This is a genomic window from Bartonella sp. AR 15-3 (assembly GCF_002022445.1).
In the GTDB taxonomy this organism is placed as follows: Bacteria; Pseudomonadota; Alphaproteobacteria; order Rhizobiales; family Rhizobiaceae; genus Bartonella.
In genome coordinates this window covers 1,440,852-1,456,994 of sequence record NZ_MUYE01000001.1, presented here as the reverse complement: position 1 = coordinate 1,456,994, position 16,143 = coordinate 1,440,852, and the positions used below count along the sequence as shown (strand labels likewise).

11 protein-coding genes and 2 pseudogenes are annotated in these 16,143 nt (G+C 36.8%); 11 read left to right on the top strand and 2 right to left on the bottom strand.

Annotated features, from left to right (window positions below):
* Positions 1-3: 3 nt before the first annotated feature.
* The 4 genes and pseudogenes from sucD to lpdA all read left to right on the top strand — a co-directional run bounded on the left by sucD (position 4) and on the right by lpdA (position 6,757).
* A pseudogene (gene sucD / locus BAR153v2_RS06555) lies at positions 4-904 on the top strand (succinate--CoA ligase subunit alpha).
* Between the two features lie 139 nt (positions 905-1,043).
* Complete coding sequence (locus BAR153v2_RS06550; protein ID WP_078680802.1) at positions 1,044-4,043, top strand: 2-oxoglutarate dehydrogenase E1 component; 3,000 nt, start codon at positions 1,044-1,046, stop codon at positions 4,041-4,043.
* A gap of 44 nt (positions 4,044-4,087) precedes the next feature.
* Entirely contained in the window at positions 4,088-5,317 is a 1,230-nt protein-coding gene (gene odhB / locus BAR153v2_RS06545) for a 2-oxoglutarate dehydrogenase complex dihydrolipoyllysine-residue succinyltransferase (RefSeq protein WP_078680801.1), read from the top strand.
* A gap of 33 nt (positions 5,318-5,350) precedes the next feature.
* Entirely contained in the window at positions 5,351-6,757 is a 1,407-nt protein-coding gene (gene lpdA / locus BAR153v2_RS06540) for a dihydrolipoyl dehydrogenase (RefSeq protein WP_078680800.1), read from the top strand.
* Positions 6,758-6,890: 133 nt separating this feature from the next.
* Here the strand turns inward: lpdA and BAR153v2_RS06535 are convergent, their stop codons facing one another.
* Both BAR153v2_RS06535 and BAR153v2_RS06530 read right to left on the bottom strand, forming a co-directional pair.
* On the bottom strand, positions 6,891-8,129 hold the full coding sequence (locus BAR153v2_RS06535) for a saccharopine dehydrogenase family protein (RefSeq protein WP_078680799.1): 1,239 nt from the start codon (positions 8,127-8,129) through the stop codon (positions 6,891-6,893).
* 56 nt (positions 8,130-8,185) lie between these two features.
* Positions 8,186-9,283 carry a carboxynorspermidine decarboxylase gene (locus BAR153v2_RS06530; RefSeq protein WP_078680798.1) on the bottom strand — a complete coding sequence of 366 codons (1,098 nt, stop codon included), beginning with the start codon at positions 9,281-9,283 and terminating at the stop codon, positions 8,186-8,188.
* A gap of 167 nt (positions 9,284-9,450) precedes the next feature.
* On the opposite strand from BAR153v2_RS06530, the gene BAR153v2_RS06525 reads away from it, so the two are divergent.
* The 7 genes and pseudogenes from BAR153v2_RS06525 to mnhG all read left to right on the top strand — a co-directional run bounded on the left by BAR153v2_RS06525 (position 9,451) and on the right by mnhG (position 16,130).
* Complete coding sequence (locus BAR153v2_RS06525) at positions 9,451-9,933, top strand: BA14K family protein (RefSeq protein ID WP_078680797.1); 483 nt, start codon at positions 9,451-9,453, stop codon at positions 9,931-9,933.
* Between the two features lie 188 nt (positions 9,934-10,121).
* Positions 10,122-13,042 (top strand): annotated as a pseudogene (locus BAR153v2_RS06520) (monovalent cation/H+ antiporter subunit A).
* On the top strand, positions 13,042-13,383 hold the full coding sequence (locus tag BAR153v2_RS06515) for a Na+/H+ antiporter subunit C (protein WP_078680796.1): 342 nt from the start codon (positions 13,042-13,044) through the stop codon (positions 13,381-13,383). Before BAR153v2_RS06520 ends, BAR153v2_RS06515 begins: the two are co-directional and overlap by 1 nt.
* On the top strand, positions 13,383-15,002 hold the full coding sequence (locus BAR153v2_RS06510) for a monovalent cation/H+ antiporter subunit D (RefSeq protein WP_078680795.1): 1,620 nt from the start codon (positions 13,383-13,385) through the stop codon (positions 15,000-15,002). The genes BAR153v2_RS06515 and BAR153v2_RS06510 overlap by 1 nt, the downstream gene beginning before the upstream one ends.
* Entirely contained in the window at positions 15,002-15,487 is a 486-nt protein-coding gene (locus BAR153v2_RS06505; protein WP_078680794.1) for a Na+/H+ antiporter subunit E, read from the top strand. The genes BAR153v2_RS06510 and BAR153v2_RS06505 overlap by 1 nt, the downstream gene beginning before the upstream one ends.
* Positions 15,484-15,765, top strand: a complete 282-nt coding sequence (locus BAR153v2_RS06500; protein ID WP_078680793.1) for a K+/H+ antiporter subunit F — start codon at positions 15,484-15,486, stop codon at positions 15,763-15,765. The genes BAR153v2_RS06505 and BAR153v2_RS06500 overlap by 4 nt, the downstream gene beginning before the upstream one ends.
* The gene (mnhG, locus tag BAR153v2_RS06495; RefSeq protein WP_078680792.1) at positions 15,762-16,130 is read left to right on the top strand and encodes a monovalent cation/H(+) antiporter subunit G; all 369 of its coding nucleotides are present in this window, start codon (positions 15,762-15,764) and stop codon (positions 16,128-16,130) included. Before BAR153v2_RS06500 ends, mnhG begins: the two co-directional genes overlap by 4 nt.
* Positions 16,131-16,143 lie beyond the last annotated feature (13 nt).

The window sequence follows — 16,143 nt, the reverse complement described above, 5'->3', positions numbered from 1 at the left end:
ACCATGTCAATTCTTATTAATAAGGATACAAAAGTTCTTGTTCAAGGACTTACGGGGAAAACGGGGACATTTCATACAGAACAAGCGCTTGCTTACCATGGTACGCAAATGGTTGGTGGCATTAATCCCAAAAAAGGGGGAGAGACATGGAAGGGATTAAAAGGTGAAACTCTTCCTATTTTTGCTAGTGTTATGGAAGGTAAAGAAAAGACTGGAGCTGATGCTTCTGTTATTTATGTTCCTCCTGGGGGGCTGCTGATGCTATTATAGAAGCTATTGAAGCTGAAATCGGTTTAATTGTCTGTATTACAGAAGGTATACCGGTTATGGATATGGTTAAGGTTAAAGCTAAATTAGAGCAATCAAAATCACGTCTAATTGGTCCTAATTGTCCAGGTATACTCACTCCTGATGAATGTAAAATTGGTATTATGCCAGGTTCTATTTTCAGAAAAGGTTCTGTTGGAGTTGTATCGAGGTCAGGAACTCTAACGTATGAGGCGGTTTTTCAAACGAGTCATGAAGGACTTGGACAGACGACAGCTATTGGTATTGGGGGGATCCTGTTAAGGGGACTGAATTTATTGATGTGTTGGAAATGTTTTTAGCTGATGAGGAAACCCAATCTATTGTTATGATTGGTGAAATTGGTGGTTCTGCTGAAGAAGAAGCGGCACAATTTTTAAAGGATGAGGCAAAAAAAGGCCGCAAAAAACCAATAGTTGGCTTTATTGCTGGTCGGACAGCTCCTCCAGGACGAACAATGGGACATGCTGGCGCAGTGATTTCTGGTGGTAAAGGTGGTGCAGAAGATAAAATTGCTGCAATGGAAGCAGCAGAAATTCGGGTTTCTCCTTCACCGTCACAAATAGGCAAGACTTTAGTTGCAGTGTTGAAGGGTTAAAGGAAAATTTTATCTGAATGGGTGATATCCATTCAGATAATATAGAAAAAAATAAAAACTTTTTACAATTTTCCGGTTCTTATTTTAAAAAGAAAAGCGGGTATATTGAGGAGACGGAACAGCTGTTCCGGAAATATATATGGCAAGGCAGGATGAGAAGAATGATCTTTTTACACAAACATCATTTTTATATGGTGGAAATGCGGATTATATAGATCAACTTTATGCTGAATACAAAAAAAATCCTACCAATTTTGATCGACAATGGCATGATTTTTTTGAAACTTTTCAAGATAGTAAAGAAGATGTGTTTAAAAATGCTGAAGGAGCAACCTGGCAACGGGATCATTGGCCATTAAAAGAAAGTGGGGAGCTGGTTTCTGCTTTAGATAACGATTGGTCTGCACTCGAGAAGCATTTGGGGGATAAATTAAAAGAAAAAGCAGCCGTTAATGCTGTACAAAATGGAAAGACGTTTCGCAAAGAAGATATTATTCAAGCAACACGTGATTCTGTTCATGCACTTATGATGGTTCGTGCTTTCCGAATTCGAGGACATCTTCATGCGCAGCTTGATCCGCTTCAACTGGCTGAAAATTCAAAAAACTATGAAGAATTATCTCCAGAAGCTTATGGTTTTAGTCCTGCTGATTACGAACGTCCGATCTTTATTGATAATGTTTTGGGATTAGAGTACGCAACCATTCCACAGATGCTTGAAATTCTTAATCGTACGTATTGTTCGACGATTGGTGTAGAATATATGCATATTTCAGATCCTGCTCAAAAAGCATGGATTCAGGAGCGTATTGAGGGAACAGATAAACAAATTGCTTTCACACAAAAGGATAAAAAAGTTATCCTTAACAAGCTTATAGAAGCGGAGGGTTTCGAACAATTTTTGGATACAAAATATAAAGGGACAAAACGTTTTGGTCTTGATGGGAGTGAAGTACTTATCCCAGCTCTTGAACAGATTATTAAACGTAGTGGTGCTTTAGGGGTACAAGAAATAGTTTTGGGGATGGCTCATCGTGGTCGTTTAAATGTTCTTGCTCAAGTTCTTGAAAAACCGCATCGTGCTATTTTTCATGAGTTTAAGGGTGGTTCTTATAAACCTGATGATGTGGAAGGATCAGGTGATGTAAAATATCATTTGGGGACTTCTGCTGATCGTGAATTTGATGGTAAAAAGGTTCATTTGTCACTTTTACCTAATCCATCTCACCTTGAGATTGTTGATCCAGTTGTGATTGGAAAAACACGTGCTAAGCAAGATCAACTTGTTGGTTCTGAGCGTACAGAAGTTATACCATTAAGTGAACGTTCAAAAGTTTTGCCGCTTCTTATTCACGGTGATGCGGCTTTTTCAGGACAAGGCGTTATTCAAGAAATGTTTGGTCTTTCAGATTTGAGAGGTTACCGTGTTGCTGGCTCAATTCATGTGATTATCAATAATCAAATCGGATTTACAACTGATCCACGCTTTTCACGTTCGTCGCCTTATCCATCAGATGTTGCGAAAATGATCGATGCACCAATTTTCCATGTAAATGGAGACGATCCTGAAGCTGTTGTGTTTGTAGCAAAAGTAGCAACAGAATTTCGTCAAATCTTCCATAAACCAGTGGTTATTGATATATTCTGTTATCGTCGTTATGGACACAATGAAGGCGATGAACCTTCTTTTACACAGCCGCTTATGTATAAAGCGATTCGTAATCATAAAACAACAGTTCAACTTTATAGTAGTCAGCTAATAGCTGAAGGAGTTATTGATTCTCAAGAAGTTGAACAAAAGAAAAAAGTGTGGCGTGATAAGCTTGAAAGTGAATTTGAAGCCAGTGCTTCTTATAAACCTAATAAGGCTGATTGGCTTGACGGGAGCTGGACGGGTTTTAAAGCTGCCAGTAATAGTGATGAACAACGTTGTGGAACAACAGGTGTTGAATTAAAAACTTTAAAGGAAATTGGACGAAAACTTGTCGAGATTCCATCAGGGTTTCATATACATAAAACGATTCAGCGTTTTTTAAATAATCGTATTCAAATGTTTGAAACTGGTGAGGGCTTTGATTGGGCAACAGCTGAAGCTTTAGCTTTTGGTTCTTTGTGTTTAGAAGGGTCACCTGTTCGCCTTTCTGGTGAAGATGTTGAACGTGGAACTTTTTCACAACGTCACGCGGTTCTTTATGATCAAGAAAATGAAGACCGTTATATTCCTTTAAATAATTTACAACAAGGGCAAGCTATTTGTGAAATCGTAAATTCCATGCTTTCCGAAGAAGCTGTTCTTGGTTTCGAATATGGATATTCACTTGCTGAGCCACGTGGTTTAACACTTTGGGAAGCACAATTTGGTGATTTTTCTAATGGTGCACAGGTCGTTTTTGATCAATTTATTTCATCTGCTGAGCGTAAATGGCTTCGTATGTCTGGTCTTGTGTGTTTATTACCTCATGGTTTTGAAGGACAAGGACCAGAGCACTCTTCAGCGCGTTTAGAGCGTTTTCTGCAACTCTGTGCAGAGGATAATATGCAGGTTGCAAATTGTACGACTCCTGCAAATTATTTTCATATTTTGCGTCGCCAAATTAGACGTGATTTTCGTAAACCATTGATTTTAATGACACCAAAATCACTTTTGCGTCATAAACGAGCGGTTTCTTTTTTAAGTGAAATGGGGCCTGAAACAAATTTTCATCGTTTATTATTTGATGATGCAGAATTCCTTAAGAACTCTGTGATTAAATTACAAAAAGACAATAAGATTCGTCGTGTTGTTCTTTGTACAGGTAAAGTTTATTATGATCTTTATGAAGAGCGTGAGAAGAGAGGAATTGATAATGTTTATTTGTTACGTGTTGAACAGCTTTATCCTTTTCCAGCAAAAGCTTTGGTAAATGTGTTGTCGCGCTTTTTAAAGGCAGAAATTGTTTGGTGCCAAGAAGAACCCAAAAATATGGGTGCGTGGTCATTTATTGAGCCTTATTTAGAATGGGTTCTAACTCATATTCGTGCACGTTATTCACGTGCACGTTATGCTGGGCGTCCTGCAAGTGCATCGCCTGCAACTGGTTTAATGTCGAAACATCTTGAACAGCTTGCCGCGTTTCTTGAAGACGCGTTAGGTTCTTAATTTATTATTATATTTATTATTACTCTGATGTATGGAAAAATATTATGGCTACTGAAATCCGTGTTCCTATTTTGGGCGAATCAGTTACTGAAGCAACAATTGGCAAATGGTTTAAGAAAATTGGTGAAGCGGTGGCTATGGATGAGCCTTTGGTCGAATTAGAAACTGATAAGGTAACTGTTGAGGTTCCTTCTCCTGTTGCTGGAAAGTTATCTGAAATCATTGCAAAAGAAGGTGATACGGTTGAAGTGAATGCTCTCTTAGGGATGGTTGAAGCAGGAGCTGATGGTGTTTCTGCATCACCTGCTGTTTCTGCATCACCTGCATTGTCATCTTCTGTAACATCTACACCAACATTTGCTCCTATGGCAGCGTCTGTATCAGCCTTCTCTTTAGGAGGAACAATGCCTCCTACACCTTCAGCAGCAAAATTAATGGCTGAAAATAACATAGAGAAAAGTGATCTTGCAGGTTCTGGGAAGCATGGACAGATTCTCAAGGGAGATGTTCTTGATGTTTTAGCACAAGGGAAAGAAACATCAGCTTCTGTTTCTTCTGTTGCATCTATGGATGCAGTGAATGAAGAGCGTGTTCGTATGACAAAATTGCGTCAGACAATTGCACGCCGTCTTAAAGATGCGCAAAATACAGCAGCAATGTTAACCACATTTAATGAAGTTGACATGTCTACTGTGATGGATTTGCGTAAACGTTACAAAGATCTTTTTGAAAAAAAACATGGTGTTAAGCTTGGCTTTATGGGCTTTTTTACCAAAGCTGTTTGCCATGCGTTAAAAGAACTTCCTGCTGTTAATGCGGAAATTGATGGAACAGATATTGTTTATAAAAACTATGTTAACGCTGGGATTGCTGTTGGAACAGATAAAGGGCTTGTGGTTCCGGTTGTTCGCAATGCAGATCAAATGTCAATTGCAGAAATTGAAAAAGAAATTGGTCGTTTAGGGCGTCTTGCTCGCGATGGAAAATTGGCGGTCGCGGATATGTTGGGTGGAACATTCACTATTACTAATGGTGGTGTTTATGGGTCGTTGATGTCGACACCGATTTTGAATGCACCACAATCCGGTATTTTGGGAATGCATGCGATTAAAGAACGTGCGATGGTGGTTGGAGGACAAATTGTAATTCGTCCAATGATGTATTTAGCGCTTTCTTATGATCACCGTATTGTAGATGGACAAGAAGCTGTTACTTTCCTTGTGCGTGTTAAAGAAAGTTTAGAAGATCCGGAACGTCTTGTTCTTGATTTATAAATAACCAGTTTTTGAGGATGAAAGGGGAGACAGATGTCTTATGATATTGTTGTGATTGGAGCTGGTCCAGGTGGTTATGTAGCAGCAATAAAAGCTACTCAATTGGGTCTCAAAACTGCGATCATCGAAAAACGTGCAACATTGGGTGGTACGTGTCTTAATATTGGCTGTATTCCTTCTAAAGCATTGTTACACGCCTCAGAATTATTTGCTGAAACACAACATGGCTTTGATAAGTTAGGTATTTCTGTTTCTCAAGTTAAGCTTGATCTTGATAAAATGATGGCACATAAAAAGGCTGTTGTGACAGCCAATACAAGTGGCGTTTCTTTTTTGATGAAAAAAAATAAAATTGATACTTTTCATGGCCACGCGAAAATTTTAGGTGCAGGTCAGATTGAAGTTCTTACCAAAGATGGGAATCAACACAAGGTTGCAACAAAAAATATTATTATCGCTACGGGTTCAGATGTATCAGGTATTCCAGGTGTGAGTGTTGAAATTGATGAAAAGGTGATTCTGTCTTCGACAGGAGCGCTTGCACTTGAAAAAGTTCCTACACGCATGGTAGTTATTGGTGCGGGTGTTATCGGTTCAGAGCTTGGTTCAGTGTGGAGTCGTTTGGGCGCTAAAGTTACTATTGTAGAGTTTCTTGATAAAGTTTTAGGATCAATGGACGGTGAAGTTTCACGGCAATTTCAGAAGTTGATGGAAAAACAAGGAATTGAATATAGGCTTGGTGCGAAGGTAACAGCCGTTACTCAATCTAATTCAGTTGCTAAGGTAACTTTTGAAGCTGTTCGAGGCGGTGCTGCAGAGACTTTAGAAGCTGATGTTGTTTTGATTGCCACAGGACGCTCTCCCTATACAAAGGGGCTTGGTTTAGCTGAAGCAGGTGTTCAGATGGATGAACGCGGTTTTATTAAGATAGATGCACAGTGGCAAACCAATATTCCAGGAATTTATGCGATTGGTGATGTCGTCAAAGGTCCAATGTTGGCCCATAAAGCTGAGGAAGAAGGTGTTGCTGTGGCTGAAATTTTAGCTGGTCAAAGAGGTCATGTTAATTTTGATGTTATTCCCAGTGTTGTTTATACACAACCAGAAATCGCTAGTGTAGGTAAAACAGAAGAAGAGCTTAAAGCGTTAGGTATTAATTATAACATTGGAAAGTTTCCCTTTATGGCAAATGGGCGTGCTCGCGCAATGCAAAAAAATGATGGATTTGTTAAAATTCTTGCTGATAAAAAGACAGATCAGGTTTTGGGTGGGCATATTCTTGGGTTTGGTGCGGGTGAAATGATTCATGAAATCGCAGTTCTGATGGAATTTGGTGGTTCATCGGAGGATTTAGGGCGTTGTTGTCATGCACATCCTACCTTATCGGAAGCAGTGCGGGAAGCAGCTTTAGCGACATTTTCTAAACCTATTCATACCTAAAATTACTTTTTAACAGGGTTTCGTAGTCCTTTTTGAAAGCAGGATGGAGGATTTGTCCCCCCTAATATCTTTATGTTTTGATAAAACCGCCTTTAAAAAAGCGGTTTTATTGTATTTTCGTTGTACGAATAAACTAAAATTGTAATTTCTTATCGTTCTGTTGTTCTCTTACATAAGTTGGAAGTCCCATATGATCGAGATATTTTAGAAAAGGATGTGGTGGCAGTTCTTCCACATTCACCATAGTTTTTACATCCCATTCGCCTGTAGCAATAAGGATGGCAGCAGCTGCTGCAGGGACTCCAGCTGTATAAGAAATTCCCTGTGCACCAGTTTCGTTAAAAGCTTGTTTATGGTCAGCTATATTATAAATAAAAACTTCTCTTGGATTTCCATTTTTTGTGCCTTTCACAAGATCTCCAATACAAGTTTTTCCTGTATAATTTGGTGCTAAAGAGGCTGGATCAGGTAAAACAGCTTTTACAACTTTTAAAGGAACAACTTCTTGACCCTCTGCTGTTTTGATAGGCTGTTCGGATAAGAGACCAAGATTTTTAAGAACGGTAAAGACAGTAATATAACGTTCACCAAAACCCATCCAAAAACGAATATTGGGAACATCAAGATTTTTGGACAATGAATGGATTTCATCATGTCCTGTCATATAAGCTTTTTGTTTTCCAACGATGGGTAAATCCCATTCACGACTGATTTCAAACATTTGGTTAGAAGTCCATCGTCTATTTTGCCATGACCATACTTGTCCTGTAAATTCCCGAAAATTAATTTCTGGATCAAAATTTGTAGCAAACCAACATCCATGATTTCCAGCATTGATATCAATAATATCAATATCGGTAATCGTATCAAAATAATTATCACGTGCTAATGCTGCATAAGCGTTAACAACACCAGGATCAAAACCTGCTCCTAAAATAACAGTGATGCCAGCTTTTTTGCATTCTTGACGTCTGGGCCATTCATAATTGCCATACCAAGGGGGGGTTTCACAAATTTTCAAAGGGTCTTCATGAATTGCTGTATCTATATAAGCGCATTTGGTTTCAGTACAGGCTGAAAGAACTGACATATTAAGAAAAGAGGAACCAACATTGATAACGATTTCGCATTTTGTTTTTTGAATAAGTTTGACAGTTTCTCCGACATTCATTGCATTGAGTGCATGGCTTTTAATTGTGCCCTCTATTTTCATGGCTTTTTTTTCTTGAATGGAAGAAATGATTGCATCACATTTTTTTTGTGTTCGTGAGGCAATATGGATTTCACCAAGAATATCATTGTATTGGGCACATTTATGTGCAACAACTTGTGCAACACCGCCAGCACCAATAATGAGAACGTTTTTTTTCATTGTGAGTTCATCTCCTTTTAATATTGCTGCATGATGATTTTTATCTGTTATGTTCGTTATGAAAGGCTATTTTTATAGTCGTTATAGCTAAATTTACGTTGAAGTGTTAAGACGCCATTGCATTCTTTAGTAACAATGGCAGGCATTGCAACGCCATTAAACCAGTTTTTTTTAACCATTGTATATCCTGCAGCGTCTTGAAAGGATAGTTTGTCACCTATTTTCAGAGGTTTAGGAAATTGAAATGTTCCAAAAATATCTCCAGCAAGACAGGATTTACCGCAAACCATAATCTCATAGGGACCGTGATTTGGTTCTAATTTGGCATTTTCACGATAGATTAAAAGATCAAGCATATGCGCTTCAATTGAACTGTCAACAATAGCGAGATTTTTTTTATTATATAATGTGTCAAGAACGCTAACTTCTAATGTGGTGCTTTTGGTAATAGCGGCTTCTCCTGGTTCCAAAAAGACAGTTATGCCATAAGTTTGAGAAAAACATTTTAAACGTTCTGCTAAATCTTCTAAAGGGTAATTTTCAGCGGTAAAGTGAATTCCCCCGCCGAGGCTAACCCAGTCAACTGCAACAAAGAGGTCTTTAAATTTTTCCTCAATTTGGTTAAGCATTTGATTAAAAAGATTAAAATTACTGTTTTCGCAATTGTTATGGATCAGTAAACCGTTAATGAGAGGTAAGACTTTTTTAATAGCATCCTGATTGGTTTCTCCTAAACGACTAAAAGGACGAGAGGGATTTGCAAGATCAAAATTTGATGCACTTATCCCTGGATTCAATCTTAAACCCCGTTGAATATTTTTTGTTGCGTTAGCAAAACGTTGCAATTGTTGAATTGAATTAAAAATGATTTTATCTGCATAACTACAGGCTTCATCAATTTCATCATCGGCCCATGCAACTGAATAAGCATGAGTTTCTTTGCCAAATTTTTCTTTTCCTAAACGGAGTTCATAAAGAGATGATGATGTGGTGCCATCCATATACTGGGACATAATATCAAAGAGACTCCATGTTGCAAAACATTTTAAAGCAAGTAAAACTTTCACTCCTGATATTGCTCGTAAATGAGCAATAGTCTTCATATTTTTTATGAGTTTAGATTTATCGATAAGATAATAGGGAGTCTCAATCATTTGTTATTTGTTCTCATTTGAAGGATCTTATTGTTCATATTAACGTTTAGTACATATAGCAACAGAATGTCTCAAGGAAAAAATAGCAGTGAGAAAATCTATTTTTATTTGGCAGTAAGAAGACTTTCTGTAATTTGTTTTTATTCAATTGTTTTGAGATGTATATTATGTTTACTATTAAAAACTTAAATTCCATTTTGTCTATTGTAACGATTGTCAGTATTTTCATTATAACGACCAATATTTCTAATATTGTGTACAAGAATGATGCTAAGGCAAAAGCGGTTGATCAGCTTTCTGTTCAAAATGATTCACCTCTTTTGACAATTACTGGGCGTAAGGAACTGAATGGTTTTAAAGGTTATCGTCATTATCGGCATGGTTATCGCAAATATAGCGATGGCTGGTGGTATCCTGAAAAAGCATTTGTTGCGTATACATCTTCAGATGTGAAAGATATGCCCCTAAAGATTATATCAACTCAAAAAGATAAATTCATTACTTCTTTAGAAAAAAAAGAGCTGTGGAATGTGAAGCAACATATTGATTATTGTAAAGCTCATTATCGTTCTTATACTCAAAATGATAATAGTTATCAACCTTTTCATGGGCCCCGCAAGCAATGTTTGTCAAGTTTTTTCAAAGGGTAAAGAATATAAAAGGTAAAAACTTTGAAATATTTTATATGGGTTTTGTGCATGAAGTGATCATTTTGTAAAAATTTTTTACATTTTTAAGTTTTATTTAAATCTATTATTGTAAGTGTGAAAGGAAGAATGATTTTACATTTTTTATTTTACCAATGATAGAATATTAAAAATAAAATGGAGTTCAGCTAATGACAACACGGGAAGCAATATTAATATTGCTTGTTTTGCTTCCTTTTAGTGGTAGTGTTATCATTGGTTTTTTTCGTTCAACTGCTAGAAATAATGAAGCCTGGTTTGCCGGAGCTGTTGCACTTTTTAGCCTTCTTTTGACAATTATGCTGTATCCAGCGATTTGTAGAAGCGGTGTGGTACGTTTAGATCTTGCTTGGATTCCAGAGTGGGGAGTTAATCTAACCCTCCGCATAGACGGTTTATCATGGCTTTTTTGCCTTTTAATTACAGGGATAGGATTTCTTGTTGTTGTTTATGCGCGCTATTATATGAATCCAGCAGATCCAGTTCCACGATTTTTTTCCTTTTTTCTAGCCTTTATGGGATCAATGACAGGAATAATTTTATCAGGAAATCTCGTATTTTTGGTGATTTTTTGGGAACTTACCAGTATTTTTTCTTTTTTATTGATTGGTTATTGGTATCATAATGCCAGTGCACGTGATGGTGCGCGTATAGCTTTAACAATTACCGGTTTAGGGGGTTTTGCACTGCTGATCGGAGTTTTATTGATTGGCCATATTGTTGGCAGTTTTGATCTGGATAAGGTGTTAGAATCTGGAAATCTCATTCGGTCGAGTTCTCTTTATATTCCGGTTCTTATTTGTGTTTTATTAGGGGCATTAACAAAAAGTGCACAATTTCCATTTCATTTTTGGTTACCCAACGCAATGGCTGCTCCAACACCCGCATCGTCTTATTTACATTCGGCGACAATGGTAAAAGCGGGTTTATTTTTACTTGTTCGATTATGGCCTGTTTTATCTGGAACAGAAGTTTGGTTTTGGCTTATTGGGATTTCGGGATTGATAACATTGCTTCTTGGTGCTTATTGTTCAATGTTTCAGCAAGATTTGAAAGGGCTGCTTGCTTACTCAACGCTTAGCCATCTTGGTTTAATTACCACGCTTTTGAGTCTTGACAGTCCCCTTGCTTGTGTTGCAGCAATTTTTCATATGGCTAATCATGCTACTTTTAAAGCATCATTATTTATGGCAGCTGGTATTATTGATCATGAAACAGGTACGCGTGATATGCGTAAACTGACAGGCCTTTTTCGTTATATGCCTATTACAGGAACTCTTGCTTTAGTTGCGAGTGCTGCAATGGCTGGTGTTCCTTTACTTAACGGTTTTTTATCAAAAGAAATGTTTTTTGCTGAAACAGTTGAAATTCATATGGAATCTTGGTTGAATAGGATCACACCTTATATAGCAACATTAGCCAGTTTGTTTAGTGTAACCTATTCTATACGCTTTATTTATAGTGTTTTTTTTGGATCTGATCCTGTTCATTTATCCAAACAACCGCATGAACCACCACGTTTTATGCGTTTTCCAATAGAATTATTAGTTTTTATTTGTTTGGCAGTGGGTATTTTTCCTAATTTAACAATGGGAGCTATTTTAGATAATGCTATAGTAGCTGTTTTAGGACCAACAACATTTTCCTATAATTTGGCTGTTTGGCATGGTTTTAATGCTCCATTAATTATGAGTTTTGTTGCTTTATCAGGGGGGCATTGCTTTATATTTTAGGTCATCGCTATTTTCTATCATGTGATGAGGGAGTTCCTCTTTTTCGTTCTTTAAAAAGATTGCGTATTTTTGAGCGAATTTTTATAATTATTTCTTGGAAATGGGCATGTGCAGCAGAATCTCTTTTATCAACACGTCGTTTACAAGTTCAATTATGTTGGGTACTTTACGTGTGCTTTGCATTTGTTGGTCTTTTACTGTGGCGTGACGGGTTAGTTTTAGCAGGACCAGTGCCGCTTTTTCCTCTTGATTTTCCTTTTATTGTTATTTGGTTGATTGGTGGATTTTGTGCATTTTTAGTTGCCTGGCAGGCAAAGTTTCACCGTTTTGTGTCATTAATGCTGCTGGGAGGTGCTGGTTTAATGACTTGTGCAACATTTTTGTGGCTTTCTGCTCCTGATTTAGCGGTAACACAATTGGTTGTTGAAGTAGTGACAACAGTATTGTTACTTCTTGGTTTGCGCTGGTTACCTAAGCGTTTGCATTATTCTACCTCTTCTGTATCTGTTGGATCTTTAGTGTATTTACGTCGTGTTCGTGATTTTATCATAGCATTTGTCAGTGGTGCAGGTATAGCATGGTTATCATTTGCGGTAATGACGCGTCCACAAAGAATGACAATTTCTGATTTTTTTCTAACACGAGCTTATTCTGATGCTGGTGGGCGCAATGTTGTAAATGTTTTGTTAGTTGACTTCCGTGGTTTTGATACAATGGGAGAAATAGTAGTTTTAGGCGTTGTTGCACTTACTGTTTTTGCGCTTTTACGACGTTTTCGTCCTGCACCTGAAAGCATAACTCCTTTTCAACAACATACGCATATGACTTTTAATAAAGAACAGCTTAATCGTCAAGACGAGGATACTTTGTTCGATTATTTAGCCGTTCCTTCTGTTATTATGCATTGGCTTTTTCCTATTATTATTACTTTTGCAATTTATTTATTTATGCGTGGCCATGATCTTCCAGGAGGTGGATTTGCTGGAGGTATTACTTTGGCAATAGGATTTATTTTACAATATCTCGCTACTAATATTCGTTGGGTGGAGAGTCATTTAAGGGTTTTGCCTTTGCGTTGGATGGGTTTCGGTTTATTATTATCGGTAGCAACAGGGGTCGGTTCTTGGTTTTTTAAATATCCTTTTTTAACGTCTTTTTTTCAATATACGAATCTTCCTTGGATTGGGAAAGTTCCTACTGCATCTGCCTTTTTATTTGATTTAGGTGTGTTTTCTTTAGTGATGGGCGCGACTGTTCTTATTTTAATTGCAATTGCGCACCAATCAATTCGAGTTTATCGAATTGGTAAGAAACCTAATTTGAAGAAAGGGGAAAATTAATGGAAGTGGTTCTTTCTTTAGCCATTGGTGTTCTCGTTGGGTCAGGTATTTGGCTTCTTTTACGTCCACGAACTTTTCAGGTTATTCTTGGTTTGTCATTAATTTCTTATGGAATAAATCTTTTTATTTTTTCAGTAAGTAGACCTCGTAGTAATGCAGCCCCTATCGTTGATCCATCTCATACGATCAATCCAGCAAATTATGCTGATCCTCTTCCGCAGTCTTTGGTTTTAACAGCAATTGTGATTAGTTTTGCGACGACAGCTTTATTTCTGGTTATTCTCTTGGTATCACGTGGCTTAACGGGTTCGGATCACGTTGATGGACATGAGGCAAAGTGATGGAAGCCTGGTTACATCATTTACTTATTTTGCCTATTCTTTTGCCATTAAGTACTGGAGCATTTCTTCTTTTTTATGATGAACGTAATTCACAGCTTAAATCGCTTATTAGTCTTTCTTCTGCGGGTTTGTTGATTATTATTTCTATTTTGCTGTGTATGCGTACTCTTGAGGTAGCGCCGGCTTCAGATGTTTATCGGCTTGGTAATTGGCCTTCTCCTTTCGGTATCATTTTGGTTCTTGACCGTTTAAGTGCTTTGATGCTTTTACTTTCAAGTTTATTGATTGCCGCTACATTTGTTTTCTCACAAACTTATTGGTGTAAGGTAGGGCCTCATTTTCAGTCATTGATGCAGTTTTTAATAGTAGGGATTAATGGTGCTTTTTTAACAGGTGATTTATTCAATTTATTTGTATTTTTTGAAGTTATGTTAACCGCTTCTTATGGGCTTGCTTTACATGGATCGGGACAGTCACGAGTTCGTGCTGGTATGCATTATATAGTGATTAATCTTTTTGCTTCATTTTTGTTTTTAACTGGTACGGCTTTGATTTATGGAGTAGTAGGCACGCTTAATATGGCTGATTTGGCAATTAAAATAAAATATATAGCTTCTACAGATATTATTTTATTTGAAATAGGTGCAGCACTTTTGAGTGTTGCTTTATTGCTTAAAGTGGGTATGTGGCCACTTAATTTTTGGTTGGTACCAACTTATGATGCAGCAGCAGCTCCTGTGAGTGCTTCTTTCGCGATTTTGAGCAAGGTGGGCATTTATGTTATTTTACGTTTAACATTGTTATGGTTTGGTCCTGAAAGTGGATATTTTACCCATTTCGGTTATACGATTTTATTTTATGGTGGACTTGCGACTTTAACTTTCGGTTTTATTGGAGTATTGGCGAGTCAAGCTTTGGGACGTTTAGCGGCTTATAGTGTTCTTGTATCTTCTGGAACATTGTTAACAGCAATTGGAACAGGAAATATAGGGTTAACAGCGGGGGCACTTTTTTATATTGTTTCTTCAACTTTAGCCTTGGGAGCTTTTTTTCTTTTGATAGAATTAGTTGAGCGGAATCAGGATGTCGCTGCTGATGTTTTAGCTGTTACAACAGAAGCGTATAATGATGAAGAAGAGGAAGAGGAGGATGAAGTAGGTACTTATTTACCAGTAACTTTAGCAATTCTTGGTGCTTGTTTTGGTATTTGTGCTATTTTAATTATTGGATTACCACCTTTGTCTGGTTTTATTGCGAAATTTATGATGATTATGGCAATTTTTAATCCAAAAGAAGGGGGTTCTGCTGTATATATACCAGGTGTACAAGATTGGCTTTTTATAATTTTTGTTATTATTTCTGGTTTTTCAACTTTAATTTCAATGACAAGAGCCGGTATTCGGATTTTTTGGGTTTCTCTTGAAGGTAAAATTCCACATGCGCAAGTAACCGAATTTACACCTATTGCTGCTCTTTTAGCATTATGTTTTGTTATAACAATTATGGCTGGATTTGTTAGCCATTATATGTATGAAACGGCTAAAGTTTTACATTATCCTAAAAATTATATCAGTAGTGTTTTAACTGATTTTTCTCTACAAAATATGGAGAAAAATTGATGAATCGTTTTTTTTCTTATCCTTTTTTTAGCTGTGCGATTGTTTTAATGTGGATGATTTTAAACGGTTTTAATTTAGGTCAATTTCTTTTAGGCATTATTATTGCTTTGTTAAGTAGTTTTATGATGCAGCTTATTGAGGTGAAGACAGCCACCATTAAAAATTGGAAAGCGGTTTTTCTATTATTATTTCGGGTATTTATAGATTCTATTTCTTCAAATATTTCAGTCGCTTGGTTAATTTTAACAAAAAGGTGTAAAAAACAAAAATCTGGTTTTGTTGTTATCCCTCTAGTGCTTGAGAGTCAGATAGCTTTAACTATTTTAGCATGCATCTTGGCAGTAACTCCAGGCACCGTTTGGATTGCTTATAATAGCAATAATAGTGAACTTTTAATTCACGTCTTAAATTTAATAGATGGGAATGATTATGAACAGTTGATCAAACAGCGATATGAGCAGTTACTTTTGGAGATTTTTTCATGAGTATGGTTATTCTTTATTGGGGACTTTATTTTTCACAGCTTTTTTTAAGTTTGGCAATGATTCTAGCATTTTTTCGATTGATTCGTGGTCCAAGAGCACAAGATCGAATTGTTGGTTTGGATGCTCTTTATATGGCAGCTATCCTTTTATTTCTGACGTTTGATATTCGTTCAGGGACAACTATCTCTTTTGAAGCTGCTCTCATTATTAGCCTTTTAGGCCCTATATCAAGTATCGCTTTAGCAAAATTTTTAATGCGTGGAGAAATTATTGAATGAAGGATGATATTTCACTTTGGGGCGCTATTATAATTAGCATTTTTTTAATATTGGGATCTAGTCTTACTCTCATTGGAACGATAGGGCTTGTACGTTTTTCCAACTTTTATGAACGTTTGCATACATCTTCATTGAGTACAAGTTGGGGGGGAAGCAGTATTATTATTGCTTCCTTTTTTTATTCAATATTTGTCGATCATGAATTTGTTGTTCACGAAATATTGTTGATGATTTTTTTGTTTATGACAACACCAATAACTTCTATGTTGTTGTCACAAACAGCAGCCTATCGAGATCAATCAGAGAATTCTTTAAAAAAACCACTTTCTCTTTTATTTAGTAAAAAGAAGAAACATAAAGTTTAAACGAATGTAAAAC